Source organism: Paenibacillus mendelii (genome assembly GCF_024498075.1).
Lineage (GTDB): Bacteria > Bacillota > Bacilli > Paenibacillales > Paenibacillaceae > Paenibacillus_Z > Paenibacillus_Z mendelii.
Genome location: NZ_JANHOF010000031.1, coordinates 13,155 through 28,793 on the forward strand (window position 1 = coordinate 13,155; position 15,639 = coordinate 28,793).

General features: G+C 47.4%; 10 protein-coding genes. 1 reads left to right on the top strand and 9 read right to left on the bottom strand.

What is annotated here, in order from left to right; translation table 11 throughout:
* The 8 genes from NNL21_RS34940 to NNL21_RS34975 all read right to left on the bottom strand — a co-directional run bounded on the left by NNL21_RS34940 (position 1) and on the right by NNL21_RS34975 (position 12,678).
* The gene (locus tag NNL21_RS34940) at positions 1 to 2,271 is read right to left on the bottom strand and encodes a DUF5696 domain-containing protein (RefSeq protein WP_204820922.1); all 2,271 of its coding nucleotides are present in this window, start codon (positions 2,269 to 2,271) and stop codon (positions 1 to 3) included.
* Positions 2,271 to 4,385, bottom strand: a complete 2,115-nt coding sequence (locus tag NNL21_RS34945) for a YIP1 family protein (RefSeq protein ID WP_204820810.1) — start codon at positions 4,383 to 4,385, stop codon at positions 2,271 to 2,273. Before NNL21_RS34945 ends, NNL21_RS34940 begins: the two co-directional genes overlap by 1 nt.
* Before the next feature lie 24 nt (positions 4,386 to 4,409).
* Complete coding sequence (locus NNL21_RS34950) at positions 4,410 to 5,300, bottom strand: carbohydrate ABC transporter permease (protein ID WP_373567637.1); 891 nt, start codon at positions 5,298 to 5,300, stop codon at positions 4,410 to 4,412.
* A gap of 23 nt (positions 5,301 to 5,323) precedes the next feature.
* Complete coding sequence (locus NNL21_RS34955) at positions 5,324 to 6,313, bottom strand: carbohydrate ABC transporter permease (RefSeq protein WP_204820808.1); 990 nt, start codon at positions 6,311 to 6,313, stop codon at positions 5,324 to 5,326.
* Positions 6,303 to 9,272 (bottom strand): extracellular solute-binding protein, encoded by a 2,970-nt coding sequence (locus NNL21_RS34960; protein WP_204820807.1) that lies wholly within the window; start codon positions 9,270 to 9,272, stop codon positions 6,303 to 6,305. Before NNL21_RS34960 ends, NNL21_RS34955 begins: the two co-directional genes overlap by 11 nt.
* 13 nt (positions 9,273 to 9,285) lie before the next feature.
* Complete coding sequence (locus NNL21_RS34965) at positions 9,286 to 10,404, bottom strand: ABC transporter ATP-binding protein (protein WP_256555690.1); 1,119 nt, start codon at positions 10,402 to 10,404, stop codon at positions 9,286 to 9,288.
* Between the two features lie 46 nt (positions 10,405 to 10,450).
* Entirely contained in the window at positions 10,451 to 11,215 is a 765-nt protein-coding gene (locus NNL21_RS34970) for a hypothetical protein (protein ID WP_204820805.1), read from the bottom strand.
* Between the two features lie 131 nt (positions 11,216 to 11,346).
* Positions 11,347 to 12,678 (bottom strand): ABC transporter substrate-binding protein, encoded by a 1,332-nt coding sequence (locus NNL21_RS34975; protein WP_204820804.1) that lies wholly within the window; start codon positions 12,676 to 12,678, stop codon positions 11,347 to 11,349.
* Positions 12,679 to 12,893: 215 nt separating this feature from the next.
* On the opposite strand from NNL21_RS34975, the gene NNL21_RS34980 reads away from it, so the two are divergent.
* Positions 12,894 to 13,730, top strand: coding sequence for an AraC family transcriptional regulator (locus NNL21_RS34980; RefSeq protein WP_204820803.1), 837 nt, complete (start codon positions 12,894 to 12,896; stop codon positions 13,728 to 13,730).
* A gap of 139 nt (positions 13,731 to 13,869) precedes the next feature.
* On the opposite strand, the gene NNL21_RS34985 is transcribed toward NNL21_RS34980, so the two are convergent.
* Complete coding sequence (locus NNL21_RS34985; RefSeq protein ID WP_204820802.1) at positions 13,870 to 15,516, bottom strand: ThuA domain-containing protein; 1,647 nt, start codon at positions 15,514 to 15,516, stop codon at positions 13,870 to 13,872.
* Positions 15,517 to 15,639 lie beyond the last annotated feature (123 nt).

The window sequence follows — 15,639 nt, forward strand, 5'->3', positions numbered from 1 at the left end:
TTACGCACCTCCCTGGTTGACGATGTAATTTTTCGCCTCGACAACATGGCTGCCGACCGTAACCTTCTTATTGTTATAATTCACAATAATTTGTTTGCCGTTGCTGTATGTCGTTTCATAAACCCCGCTCATCAATTCACGATGCCCCGTAATGAACTTGTCCTGCACATCGCCGAGAGCTTCTTCGTATTTCTTATATTGCGATTCCATCTCTTGAATCCAGTCTCTATAATTTGTGCTGTAATATTGTTGTAAATTTAATGATTTTAGCAATTCCTCGGACCGAGCATAGGTTACGACGAAGGACGGGACAGCGCCGTATTCGATGCCTTTCAAGAAGGCCATCCTGTAGTCATCGCTCAAGTTGGCGTAATTGAACGAATAAGTCGTTAGGCCATGAAGCGCGATTTGCGCAAAAGGGACTACTCGATCGACAAACAAATCATAAGAATAGGTGGATGGCAGGTTGTCCAAATGACTTGTATATTGCAATGTATACTCGTTGCCTTTCGCAACTTGCACATCGCCGAGCATCTCTTTCGTTTGCTCAAACAACCGGGCCTGAATTTGCTTGGATTGCTCTCTGGTCGACAAATAATCTTCGTTATAGTCGGTATTTAAGACACTTCCGATTCCTTGACCGAGGAGGTAGCCGTCAATCCCAAGCGACTTCGCTTCCTCCAAATCGTCTGTAAAAACGTTCTCCATAAATCGGGGACTGACAACCGTATCTCTCGTCTCGATAATAGAGGAGCCCAGATCGCGAAGACCGTCCCTGCTTTTTCGGAATCCATCCTTGCTGCCGCTGTTAAAGGTATAGGAAGACGCGTCAAGGTACACCGAAAGGCCTTTTGAATGCGCATATTCGGTAAACTTCTTCATCCCGTCGCTGCCGCCAAGTTTTTTCGGAACAGGGAACGCGCCGCCGTATTCGCTATAGCCGTCATTTTGCCACCCGAGATAAGAAATCTTCATATCCTTCACGCCAACCGCGAGCAAATCCTGTACGATCTTGGCGGCCTCTTCCGTTGTTGTCAGCGGCAAATAAGAGTCCCATAAAAATCCGTCTTCCGTATCGCCGCCGAGCAGATGAAGCTGGAGCTTCAACTTGGCATTCGTCAGCGGTTTCATCCCGTATTCCTGCATCAAATGCGCACGATAGCGTTCAGCGAGCGTAACGTAATCGATCTCACGGTTATTTTGCTCATCAATGAAATAATAACGAGTCGCCCGATCCGACTTCGTAATCTCTGTACTGTAAGTCAAGTAGCCGTTAAGCTTCTTCGTATCGGTCGGCTGGAAAAACTTAAACCGGTATTGGTACTCGGGCGTCACCCAGTTGTATTGGCTGAACGATCCTGAAGGCGCCGCAACAATGTTTGCATACTCTTCGCCTTCGGCAACGACGCCGAGTACCGCTTGTTTATTCGATTTCATCCCGAAAACCGGCAATGAAACCGGATTGCGGTCGGACATCGTGTTGCGGTTGCTGTATGCCCAGTCATCACCATATATGCGTTCCGAATATAGGTTCTGTGTACCCGTACGATGCTTTTTAAAGTCGAGCAGCGCACCCGGACCGTCCGGAATGAACAAGAAGCCGTCCTCATTGTCCGACGTTTGCGCGCCCAAGAACGGGAATAAACGAATGGACGCCAGTCTGGCCTTCGGATCCTTCTGGTCTTTCGGATACACCTTTTCATCAACCAAGCCGTCCGCCAATATTTTCGTTTCGACGAAATCTTCGCCGAGCTTCACTTCTACCGGAATAATGAAGCCGATATCCGGCATCTCATAACGGATTTTGAAACCGCTGTCCGTTGTTTCAAACTGGGTGACCGCCCCTCCTTGCGCATTAAAGTTCGATTCGATAAGCAAATCTTTGCGTGTATTGAACTCCAAATAACGGAACATAAAAGGAGAGCCAAGATGAACCTTCCACGCATCTGTATTCAGCTTATCCTGCCAATTTGTCGAGTTCGGAAAGGAACGCCATATCTCCCCCGTTTGTTTGCTTGTTACCGTAAAATGTCCGGAGGTTGGGTCGGCTTTAAGCAGCAGCCTCATATTCTCAGCAATGGGCTGGAACCGGGTTTCGTCCGGCAAGCTTCCGCTTGGTTTGGAAGCCGAGGCTATACGAATGCTAGACTTTACCTTTGCGCTCCGATCCGTAGAATCGGAATTTGCATAGATGAAGCTGCTGAGCATCGACGCGGATAAGATGCCGATCACAGCGATTATGGGCAGTTTTCCGGAGCGGAACAAGCGCATCACATCGACACCTCCTGATAAATGGTATAAACGAAGCTGAAAAATTCAGACGACAATCCGATCAAGATGAATATGACGACCCATAAGATAATCATCGTTAAGACCGTAAGCAGAATGTTGACTACCGCTTCTCCGACACCATAGTTTTGCAGCGCCTGGATATTCCAGAAAAATAATAGTCCGCACCACAACATCATTCCTGTCCCGATTGAGCCGTAAATCGACATTTCGCTAAGTGTAAATATATTCGAGAGGGCTGCCAGCGGTAGCCCCAGCAATACGACCGGGACTAACGAATAGGAGCTTCCAACGAATACGTCCTTAAACCGTGCTTCTCCTTGCCGGATGGAACCGATCAAATAATTGCAAACGACCCATGACAGCCACGTTGCCAAGAAGATCGTCAGCGTAGACGTTGAACCTTTGGCATAAACCGGAACCGGATTGAATGTAAAGCTCGTATAATACGACTTCACCAGGATCGTTCCGATCGTTAACAATAAAATGATGATGGCGCTCGTATAACCGCCTTTACTCAGAAAACGCAAATCGCCAAAGCCGTCCAGCGGATGCTTCAATGTATAAAACACATGCTTCGCCTGCTGGTACCATGTCTGGCGTTTCAGCCCGCTCATTGTCGGGATGACGCGGAACTTGAATTTTTTCTTCAATAAAGCGAAGAACCATAACAAGATAACCGCGATAATCACGCTGTTAGCCAATGTGGAGAAGTTTGCCTGGAACCATTGCAACCGAATTTGCCAGAATGAATCGGAGTATCCTTCACCGTCGCCTGCAAGCTTAAACAAATCCCTCGAACGCTCATATTCGCCGCGGAAAAAGGCAGCCTGCGCGAGTCCTTCATAGGCCGGAGAGAAGTGCGCGTTCAACTTCAGCACGTTGTCCCAATGCTTCTCCGCCTCCGAGTATTTCCCTTCCTGCATCAGCCTGTAAGCTTCATGAACGGCTGCGCCAAACTCGGTTGGTTCATACACCTGAATGAGACTAAGCGCTTCGTCCAAAATATAAAGACGACCTTTCGAATTGGTTTCCACCGCAACCGGAGCAGTCGTCAATCCGACAAGCGATTTTCCAACGACGGAGCGTCCATTCCAATAGAACAGCAGCGTTCCGTTTGCATCATATTGGGAAATGATGTTTCGCGATTTATCAATAATCGCCACGTTGCCGTTGCTGTCCACGGAAGCGTCCGTAATCTCTGCAGCCAGTTTGTCATCCTTATTCTCCAGGTCGGAGAAAGATCTCATATTTTTGTTGAACTCGATATCTTTCCATACATTCTCTCCGCGAATGTTCATTTTTTTGATTTGCTCTGTTTTGGAACCGGAAACCGTATAGATGAAGCCTCGCTCATCGATATCGATGTTGCGGATCGAAACGGGCAGCAATCGAACTTGCCGGCTTAACTGTTCCTTCGTATAAAACTGTCTGCGAATGATATCCATTGGAGTGACTTCCGTTTTATTCGTTCCGAAAAATTTATCGAATTTGCCTTCCGGGTTGAATTGGACGACGCCGTTATAGCTTCCTTTGGATACGACGTATATAAATCCGCGTTTGTCGACAACCATATTCGTCGGCTCGTAAACAAACGCTTCATTCACATACCGTGATTCCGGACGGCCTATTTCTCTGATCCATTCGCCATGGATGTTCAATTGGACAACCCGCTTGTTTCCCGTATCGGCGATATAGATATCTCCGTTCTCGGCAACAAATACGCCTTGCGGCTGCTTCAGCGGACTTTCAGGCACGGTGATGATCTTGACGAGCTCGCCTTGCTCATTGAGATGAACAATTCGATTGTTGTCCGTATCGGCAATATACATATCATCGCCAGGCGCAATAAACAGATCCTGCGGTCGCTGCAGCGTTGTATACTCGACCTCGCCCTTATCACCCGCGATTGGAATCTCCTGTGCCAGAACGCCTGCCGGAGAATAGGCGGGCTGAGTCAATATCGTACGTCCGTAGCTGTTTTTCGTAAACGTTCGATAAGGCACATCGGCGATCGCTTCCATCGGGAATAACGTCAAAGAAATTAGACAGACGAGCCAAAGCGAAAATTTCCATTTGCCAAGATGCTTATGCATGGCATAACCTCCGTTCTCCTCTGCTTATTTAATCCCCGAATGTGCCATCGTCGTGATGACTTTCCGCTGGGAAACGATAAATACGACCAGAGGCGGGATAAACATGATCAATGCCCCAGCTGCGGCGGCTCCCTGTCTGGCTACAGAGTTCGCAAGACCGGATGTTAATGTGCTCATATAGAAAGGCAGCGTCTTCATCGCGTCTTCCTGCATGAACAAGGTTGATGTCTCCGTATTTCCCCACGCGGATTGAAAAGCGAGAATGGAAATCGTTGCAATTGCCGGATTGACGAGCGGGATCACAATACGCATAAAAATGGTAAATTCTCGCGCGCCGTCAATTTTGGCTGCTTCCATTAAGTCGTTCGGGATCTGATCCATGAACTGTTTCAACAGGAAAACACCGACCGGCAAGGCGACTAACGGCAGCACGTGGCCAAGGTATGTATTCATGATGCCAAGGCTTTGGATCACGATAAAACGTGGGATCGCAACCGCCTCCGTTGCGAAAAGCAAAGCCAGCATGATGAGACCCAATACGATTTTCGATCCTGGAAACGGATGCTTGGACAGCGGGTAAGCGCACATCGCACCAGTGACGACCATCGCAATGGTAGAAAGAAATGTTACTACAATGCTGTTAAATATATACCGGGATACCGGGACAATGGTAGATTCAGACAAGGCAAGCAATTCCACAAAATTGCCAGTGGTTGGCTCTCTGACAATAAAAGTCGGCGGGAATAGAAACAGCTCATGCAGCGGCTTGAACGCATGATTGAACAGGTATACGAGCGGAAGAAGCATGAATATTGCAAGCGGCAACAGTAAAATGGCGATCCAGATCTGCGCTCGCTCAAGCAATCTTAGCGCAAGCACGAAATCTTCCCACTTGACGGTTAATCTTCGCTTCATCGCAATCAAACGAGATTCCTGCATTATTCATCCTCCTTCGGCGCAAATAAAAAGCCAAAAAATTTACTGAGCACGTAACACAACAGAAGAACGAAGATGGATATGGCACTGGCATAACCAAGCTCGAACCGGATAAATCCATAGTCGCCGATATGATCGAGCAATAACTGACCGGCATAATTCGGCGTCGGATTGCTGCCCGACAATGCAACTCCAATACCGCCGGATTTAATCGTATGAACGATCGCCATGATGGCTGCGAACATCATCTGCGGTTTCATCATCGGTACCGTAATATACCATACTTCCTGCAGACGGCTTGATATCCCGTCAATTTTACCGGCTTCGTACAATTGTTTGTCCACATTGAGAATACCGGCCAAAATGGCCAGGAATCCAATCCCCATCGAGGACCATATCGAGATGACGATCATAATGTTCAGCAAATAATCTTGATCGAGCAATAAATAGACCGGCTTATCGATAATGCCCCACTTGAGCAAAAAGCTGTTAATATAACCGGAGCGATCTCCGGTAAACATGACTGTCCATACGACGGTCATCGCAACACCTGCGGACAACGACGGCGCGTACATCGCAAGCGCATACCAGGTACGCAGCGTACTGGGCAGCTGAGAGATTAGCCAAGCAAGCAAGAAGGCGAGAAGGTAGCCAACCGGACCTACGAATACCGCGAATTTGAACGAGTTCGGCAGCACATGCTGCAAAAATACGACATCTTGCGAGAACAGGTTCTGATAGTTAAGCCAGCCACGCCAAGACGGGAAGTCGAAAGCATTAAAATAGGTGAAACTGAGCAGAACGCCGGCAACAACAGGGATTAGAATAAAGATGATGAACATCGCCATAAAAGGAAATATAAACGCATAGGAGAGACGGTATTTCCACATTTCTATTATCAAACCATGGATTCGCCGCGAAATGCTTGGCTTCGATCCAACTGCCGGAGCGCTGCTTCGCTTCTCGGAAAGGGTCGTTGCATTACCTGTCATTCAGGTTCACTCCTTTCCAAGGTTCAGAAATTGTTTCTAAATCCAGTTTTTTCAACACATGCCCATCCGCATCGATATAATTAAATTCTTGCTGTTTGCGTTTCATCTCACGATTGATTTCTTTAACCGCCTGTTCCAGTGCAATCCGCGGATTTTGCTGATCAATGGCTACTTTGTTCCAGGCAAATCCAATCTCGCGAGTGGTCATATATCCGCCGGGAACGTTCGGATATTCTTTAATCCATTGCCATTGTTCGAGAATGACATCGAGATCTTCCTGCTTCCAAGGCATGTTTGCGAATGCTTGAATATTGGCCGAGTTCCAGCGGAACGTCTCACCGCGATATTGCTCCAGGTTTAGACCAAATTCCGTTTGTATGTCATCGGACATATACCATTTCATGAATTCCCAAGCGAGCTCGCGTTTTTCTGCGGGCGTGTCGTTGAACAAAACGTTTGCCGTTGGCGCTCCGCCTGCAGCCCACCTGGCAATCGTGCCGTCCGATTGTTTCGTCCCGGGAATCGGCGCAATCGCCCACTCGTTCATAATTTCCGGCGCCGCAACAAGCAATTGCATATAAGAGTTGAAATCGCCGATCCCGATCGGCAATGTGCCGTCTCTGAATTGTTGATAGAAACTATTGACTTGACGCTCCAGTCCGAAGACATTGTACAGGTCCGTCCATTGTTTGAACGCTTCAAATGCCTGCGGCTCGCTTAATGCGCTCGAAAGTCCATCCTTCGTGTACAGCTCTACACCCTTCTGGAAGAAAAAGAATGAATAGTTGTCCGGCGGCACATAGAAGTTGGCTTCGTTCTGGAGCAGCGTTGGCAGCATCTTGTACACGTCATCCCAAGTTTGCGGAACGGTCAAACCAAGCTGCTGCAAAATGTCTTTTCGATAGAACATGATATTAAAGTTGTTGGTTTCCGGAATGCCGTAAATCCCTCCGTCATAGCGATAAGGCTGCATAATGCCCGGATGGAATTTATCGATGAGCTGCTTGGAGTCCGGAAACTTCGAAAAATCGTAAATCGCGTCCCGCAATGCATAATCAAAAATCGATCCGCTGGAAATCCCGATCGCGATATCGGGCAGAATGCCCGCCGCCTTGCCAAGAACGACCAAATCGGCAGACTGAATCAAGTTGATCCGAACTTTAATGCCGTGCTCCGGCGTAAATCGTTCATTGGCCAGCTGCTGCAGCTCGTCAACGTAGTCTCGGCCTTTGAACATCCAGATGTTCAGCTCATCGTCAGCTTGCTTATCGAGCTGGTTTTTATTTGTAAACGAATAAAATGTCGTTGTAACCATATTCCACGACTTCTCGAAGAAGTTAGATTTCATTCTGGGCAATTCCGCTTCCGGCTCCGAAACAAAGATCCGATCGATCTGAAACGGCGTATCCATCAAATCTTTGCGCTGCGTCTCGATCTTCTCTTGCAGTGTCCCAATGGTCAATTGACTATATGGAATTTCGTCTGGGTCTTGGAGTAAATCTTCCAAATCCTTTGCGCTCGTTTTAAATACTTGCGATACATTGTCGGTCACCTTATTAATGGCCAGCATTTGATCCGTCAATTGAGCAAATTGCGTCTTCAGTTTGTCCAGCCTTTCCTTCATTCCCGGTATATCTTTATCGATATTCCACACCCGGTAAGGGTCGCTGCTGTTTCCTGTAGCAATGCGCAGCTCTCTGGCAACATCGCGCAGCTCTTTGGAGATTTGATCGATTTGGAGGATAATCGGCACGTAAGGCTCGTACGTCGCCACCATCTTGATCGAATGTTTTCCTTTGGTGAAATAAAATTCATAAGGCTCCCCTTCCGGATTTTCCAGGGTGATTCCTTTCCAATCGCTGCTGTAGGGAAACTGAACGTTTTTCATTTCCTGAAAAGGAATTTTTCCATCGATATAAATATTGCGGAATACGGACAAATTTTTACGCAAGCTTTGTTTTGCGCGCAAGGTCAAATGGTAAACGCCGTCTTTCGGCGCTTCGAATTCCCAAGTTATCGCTTGACCGCCCTTATTCCATCCCGTGCCGCCAATCGTATTGTAACGAACCAGATTGAGCGATGCCGGCTTCGTATGCGGACTGCGATCGTATTGTGTTTGAATGGAAGATGAATTTTTATAACTGAACTGCTCGCCCTCGATTGCAATGATTTCGTTGTTTCCGTTTGCAGAAACGTCAGGATACATTTTTTTCACATCATCGTAGGCAGCCAAGACTTTCGGAGCTTGTAGACGAAATGACTTCACGGCGACCGGCTCACGAACCGCTTCGATACGAATCGTATTCTTCCCTTTATTCAAATGCCATAGCAACGGCTGGCTGTACGCTCCTTCCGAATCGCGAAAAGAAGCCGTTTTCCAGCTTGTCTCCTCACGGATCAAGGAGCGCAGCTGATTGCCGGCATCATCGTATTTCTCCGGTCTCGCTTCAGCAAACTGCCTTTCCAGAGCAATGGAATGAGCTTCACGAAACGGGAAATCTCCATTGATCCGAACACTCATCATAACCGACTGCCGGTGTCCACCATCTTCTTGAATATATGGGAAATATTCGGTTTCTAGTTCATAAATCCCCTCTTTCTCCGCATTTACTTCGTACTCCACCCAACCTTTAGGCTTAGACCATAGAAGAACGTTGTCTTCACCTTGATAGGAGCCGACAGAAACTTCAGCATCAACCGACTTCGCACTGAAAGATCTTGCTTCGATCCGGATTTCTTGGGCTCCAGCCGGAACGTTGTCCATTTTCCATCTGTTCGCCATCGAATAGAAATAGGGCTCGCGTGTCGAAACATCTTGAATGATCCTATTTTCACTGCCCTGATCGGCAGCTTTGGGCTCACCTTGCACATGATCCGATAACACCGGAACACCTATTAGGGCAACAGCTAAGATTAGGAGTAACAATCGTTGAACCGTACGAATTCCCCTCTTCATCATTCGCGCCCCTCCATTACTCTGTTAGTAAAATCCCTGTATCTTTATGGAAAAACAACGTCTTGTTCATGTCCACGGCCACGGAAGCTTTCATTCCGTCGTCAAAGTGATAACGGGGGTGCGCCCTGGCAACCAGATTTTTCTCCATTCCAATGTTCATATGATAATAGCGGTCCGAGCCGACAAATTCGCTCAATTCCATCGTTCCGTTAATGGTGGAATGCGGGGACGCTTCCAACATGATCTGTTCAAAGCTGATATTTTCCGGACGGACACCGAATATGATCCCTTTATCGACCAAATTCAGGCGTCTTAATGTATAAGCTTGTTTCTCGGTTAGCTTCAATGCGAAACGGTTCGTATGGAATTCGAGTCCTCCTCCGTGCTCTTCCAATCTTCCATGAACAAAGTTCATCGGAGGGTTACCGATAAAATTCGCAACGAACAGATTTACCGGTTGATTATATACCTTCTCGGGCGTATCCACTTGCTGCACGATCCCTTTCTCCATCACGACAATGCGATCTCCCATCGTCATCGCTTCAATCTGATCGTGCGTAACATAAATCGTCGTTACGCCGATTTTTTTATGAAGACTAATAATTTCCGAACGCATCTGCACACGCAGCTTCGCATCCAGGTTAGAGAGGGGCTCGTCCATCAGAAACGCCTGAGGCGTGCGGACGATTGCCCTGCCAAGCGCAACCCGCTGGCGCTGACCGCCGGACAGTTCTCGAGGCTTGCGATCCAGGAAGTTCTCGATTTCCAGCACGCGTGCGGCACGTTTGACAGATAGATCAATTTCATGCTTTGGAAGCTTTCTCATCTGTAAGCCAAAAGCAATATTATCGTAGACAGACATATTCGGATACAGCGCATAGTTCTGAAAAACCATCGAAATGTCGCGGTCTTTGGGCGGCATTTCGTTCACAATCGTATCGCCGATATAAATTTCGCCTTCCGAAATATCCTCTAGTCCCGCAAGCATCCGCAAGGTTGTCGACTTCCCGCAGCCTGAAGAACCGACAAAGACGAGAAATTCCCGGTCCTCTACTTCCAGGTTGAAATCTTTCACCGCATATTCTTTAAATTTTCCGTAACGTTTATGAACATGATGAAAACAAATTCTCGACAATGAATGTTCCTCCCTTGCTTTTTTGTATACTCCCATATGGTCATGATCAAAATGTTTGTTTGGTTTGACATAGCTGCTGCATGAAGGCCAGTTGTATTGCACCAATGACAACTGCGCATACCGGTATAACAGCCATGACGGCAACTGGACTCCATACCCAGTGCAGCAATAAGCTAATCGTACCCGATGCGATGAACAATACGATTACGAAACCCAACGTCTTGAAGCTTGAAGCTTGAACATAGCGACGGCTTTGACGAAACGCTGCATCGACATTCAACCGATCGATAACGATACAATATTCCACATAAATATACCTAATCCGAAGAATTACAAATATTAGGAGGGAAAGGAATAAACCGATGGTATTAAATAACGCGACCAGAAGTGTCGTCAAAGCCGTTTTTGCTGCCGTAAAAATCAGAAACAAGAAGATGAAGCGGACCCAGTGACTTTTCCCGTCTCTCATAAATTGTCGTAATGAAATCGGCTGCCCTTCGACAGCATTTCGCAGGGAGGCAACATATCCGCCTTGCGTAAAGACCGTGGCAAGCAGCATCGTCAGCACGGCAATCCATGCGCTTGCCGGAACCGTCCCCCCCATAAACTGCAGCTGGTTAACGAATTGCGGGATATTGCTGACATAACTAACCGATGGAAGCCCCATCTCAAGAATAAGACGATAGGATAATGACGGTGTGCCGATAAAACCAACGATCATTAGTCCCGCGATAAATGAAAGACCATCCAATACGATTGGGTATATCAACAACAGCGGATTTCTGAATAGCAAGCCAAGTAATTGTTTCAATGTGATGATAACCTCCGACACAGCTTTGGATTGCATAATCGTTGCCACAGACCGGTTTTTAATGCGAACGTCTCTTGTGATTGTTTGGACTTCAAGGGCTGCCGGGGGGGGAGGCCGACAGCCCTTATTCCTTATTGCTGCTTCTCAGCGAGCACCTTATTAATTTCCTCTTCCGCTTCTCGCAACGCCGTGTTCAGATCTTTTCCTGCCAAATATTCGTCGAATTTTTGATTTGCTATTCCCATGCCGTCTCCGTTGAATGGAGAAAATACAGGCGCAGGGGCAGGTTTGCTTTTGAAGACGCCTGCGATATTTTTCCCTTTCATATGAGGGTTGTCGGCGCCAAAAGCATTTTGAACTTCCGGACTTGTCAGAGCCGTTACGCGCATTGTCTTCGATGCGCTGAGCTTCTGAACTTCATCGGATGTGATGACGCTGATCGCTTTCATCGCTTCTTCAGGGTGTTCGGACGTGCTGTTGATCGTCAGAATATGCGCGTCAACCATGCCGTATGTGTTCTCATGCCCCGGAAAGCTTGGATATTGGACAACATCCCAGTTCGTAAATCCTTCCGCAGACATTTGCATTAGATTAGGGAATATGTTCATGGCCGCAACCATCGCGCCTGTCTTGTCCAAGAATGCCCATGCCTTATCTTTCTCATTGCCCGGAATTTTGTAAATATTGTACGCCGTTTCGAATGCCAGCTTCCACTGATCGTTATTGATGCTGGCTTTATTCGTCTTCGCATCAATCGTAACGATGCTGAGAGGGAAAGATAACCGCTCCAGATGCTCCGGACTTAGACCGCTAAATTGCGTACCGTCAATTTTTCCCGTCACTTTTTTGGCAAGATCCGTTACTTGCTCCCACGTCATTCCATCTGTTGGATAAGAAACGCCAAATTTATCGAAAATTTCTTTGTTATAATAAAGCGCATTCAATTGCATGGCAAAAGGCAGTCCGTATAACTCGCCGTTATCCGATACGTTCCGAATCGTTTCCAGCACGACCGGTTCGAAACGATTGATATCGACGCCTTCTGCCTCAATATACGGAGTAATGTCCTGGAACATTTCATATTGCTTCGCAGAAGGCATGGCGCCGTTCCAGATCAACATCATGTCCGGCGTATTTTTCGCAGCGATCAGCTCTTCCAGTCCCGCTCCTTCCGGACCTTTGAACAACTCTACGGTAATGTTCGGATACTTCGCTTTGACGGGGTCTGTGAACAGAAGCTTGAAATCTTCTTCGCTAATTCCTACCGACATTGGCATAACTGTAAGTGTAACCGGTTTCGTTTCTTCCGCCGGTTCAGTCCCTTTTTCTGTTCCAGCATCCTTGTCGTCTGTTTGCTCTTTATCGTTTGTATTGCTGGACGGTTGTTTTGAGTCATCTGTACTGGAACAAGCAGTAAGGATTAAGAACATCATGATCAGAAGAATGGATAATGTCTTTTTCACAGGAACACCCCTAGTTTAAATTGGTCATTCACAAGACAACATGCTCAAAACGTGATATCATGCAGAATTGACAACGCTATCAAAATAACGTTAAACTCACCTTCTTTTCGAAGTGGTTTGGAACTATATTGTCAGTATATTCGAAGAATAAATAAAGATAAATTCTATTATCTTGTTTATTATAGAACTATATTGCCCATTAAGGAGCGTCGCCAATGTTGCTTAGACATGCATTTATTCCGATTCTCTCTGAGCACCCCTTTTTTTGTTTGCCTGAATCTGTAGGATGGTATGGTCAGTGGCCGGATCATTTTGTGGGACGCGACAAGGGAACGTGGAATACATTTAGCATTCATGTCGTTGTTGACGGGAAAGGATACGTGGATGTTGATGACCGTCAGTACGCGCTGGTCAAAGGAGATTGCTATCTTTATTTCCCGAACCAGCGCCAATTGTACTATAGCAGCAAAGATGATCCGTGGGAATTGAGGTGGGTGCATTTTTACGGAGGATCTGAGTTAACGCAATTTCTGATTGATCGGGGTTTTCACCGCTCGTCTTTATGGACGCTAAAAGATATGAGCTCATTTGAACAGCTCTATCATGTTCTGCTCACGGAAGCTGAGAAACATGAAGCTCTTCATTATAGCCGATTGTCTTATTTAACCTATGGAATTATTGCGGAGTTTGTGAGCAATGCAATCCCGTTAACAACAAATAAAGGAACAGAGGTATCAGACAGGCTGCTCAAGCTGCTTCCTCAAATCCAGAAACAAGCGCATCTTCCTTTTTTACTTGAGGAATGGGCAGAGAAAGCGGAGATTAGCCAATATTACTTCTGCAGACTGTTTCGCAAATTGACCCAGCTTAGTCCGCTGGAATTCGTTACCTTATGCAGATTGCAAATGGCGAAGCAATTGCTGATCGAGAAAAAGGATTGGTCGATCAAACGTATCGCGATCGAGTCGGGTTATATCAATGCGAATTATTTCAACAAAAAGTTTCTGGCTCATGAAGGGATGACACCGACCCAATACAGGGAGAGTCATTAGACGGACGGCCGGACGGCGCTCAGATATGATGTGCGGGTATCACGAAACAATAGAGCTTGATCTTTCGGGCCTGAGAAGCCCTGAGTCATGAGAAAATGACCGGACCAACCGCAGGTCCCGGTCATTTTTGTTATATGGTCTACAGCACCTCAGGGGTAACGCTTCGGCCTAACTCCGAGCTCTGCGAGGCGGCTTCCAAGATGCTGATGACACGCAGCGCTTGTTCGGGTTTTACGATCAGTTCCTCCCCCATCAGCAAGTGGTCGGCGACATTCCAATAATATTTTTTCCAATCCGCTCCGAACATCCGTTCAATCTTGCTGTGCTGGCGAACGCCTTTCACCATGCTGGTCAAATAAATCTCGTCCTGCGAGTTCATCTCGATGCTGCCTTGGGTACCGAGAATTTGCCATTTCGGCCGGTTGACCGCTGCGATCGATGACATCATGATGTCGACCGTCACTCCGTTTTTGAACTTGACATTGATTTTGCCATGATCTTCGTTCGTTACCGCATGCCAAACTCTTTTCTGGAAATCCCCCATCAGCTGAGTCATTTCAGATGGGATCAAATTCAGAATCCAATCAATGATATGCGCGCCCCAATCATACATAATACCGCCGCTGACGGCTTTGTCGGAGCGCCACTCGAAGCCCGGCTGATGGTAGCCTACGGACGAGTAGTCGATGTGGAACACGTCGCCGATTAATCTTTTGTTCAACAGCTCGCGGATCGTCATATAGTCGTCATCCCAGCGCCGGCAATGAAAGACGGATAGCATGACCCCTTGCTCCCGCGCCTTCTGAATCAAATCTTTTCCTTCGGCAACCGTCAGGCAAAACGGCTTTTCCATTACGACATGCTTACCGGCTTCAAGACATTTCATTGCCATCGGTGCATGCAGATAATGCGGCAAAATGTTGACGACAAGATCCACTTCATCCATAGCCAGCATATCATCAAGATTGGTAAAATACCCCTTCAAACCGGGAAGCTGCTCCTTGGCTGCCGCTATTCTGTCCGGCGAAGCGTCGCAAACCGCAACCACTTCCATGCCTTCGGTTTGACCGATCCAGCTCGCATGCCCGGCACCCATATTACATGTCGGTCCGAACCCGAGCAAACCGCAGCGAATCTTTCCGGACCGTTTCTCTTCCCCGGCGCTCCAACGGATTGCGCGCCTCAGCATTTTCTGAAACTCCGGATGGATCCAAGCTCTTAAATCATGGCCATTCGCCAAATAGGCGACTCGGCCTTGACCGTATGATTTGGTATACGCGAGCGGCAGCTTCCTGCCCTGCCAGTTCGTTTCCGCAAGCACCGTTACTTTGGAAGGATCGTAGCTTTGCAGATGATACATTTCGTCCGTGATCGTAAACGACTCCATCCTTGTCGTGATGGGATGATCGGTGTCGGTGTTCACGATTTCTACCTTAAAGCTGTGATGGTCAGGATGCGTCAAAAACTCGCAGCCCAGCATATCGATATACCGGCGACTGCCTCTGAAGCTGTCCGCTGCGGAATGAACGCCGACAAATCCACCGCCGCTCTCGATGAAATCAAGCAGCCCACGCTCGCGTTCCGGCGTCAGCTCGTCAGCAAACCCGGTCGTGTAAACGACAACGGCGGCGTATTTCCCTTCGGGCAGACGAGCCAGCATATCGAGGTCGGAAGTGGTCTCAAGACAATAACCTTCCCTAGAACCTATCAAATTACTTAGTAGTTCCCCAGCCGCTCTCGTCGGGTGAAATTCAGGACCTCCGTACACATACAATATTTTTCTCATGTTAACAACCTCACTTATCTCAATTTGTTTAGCCCACCGTCTCCGGATCGCTCCACGCAGATATTTTCACGCTGACAGACGGCTTCGGATCCCCTTCGAATTTGCAGCTGAACGATACGGGCT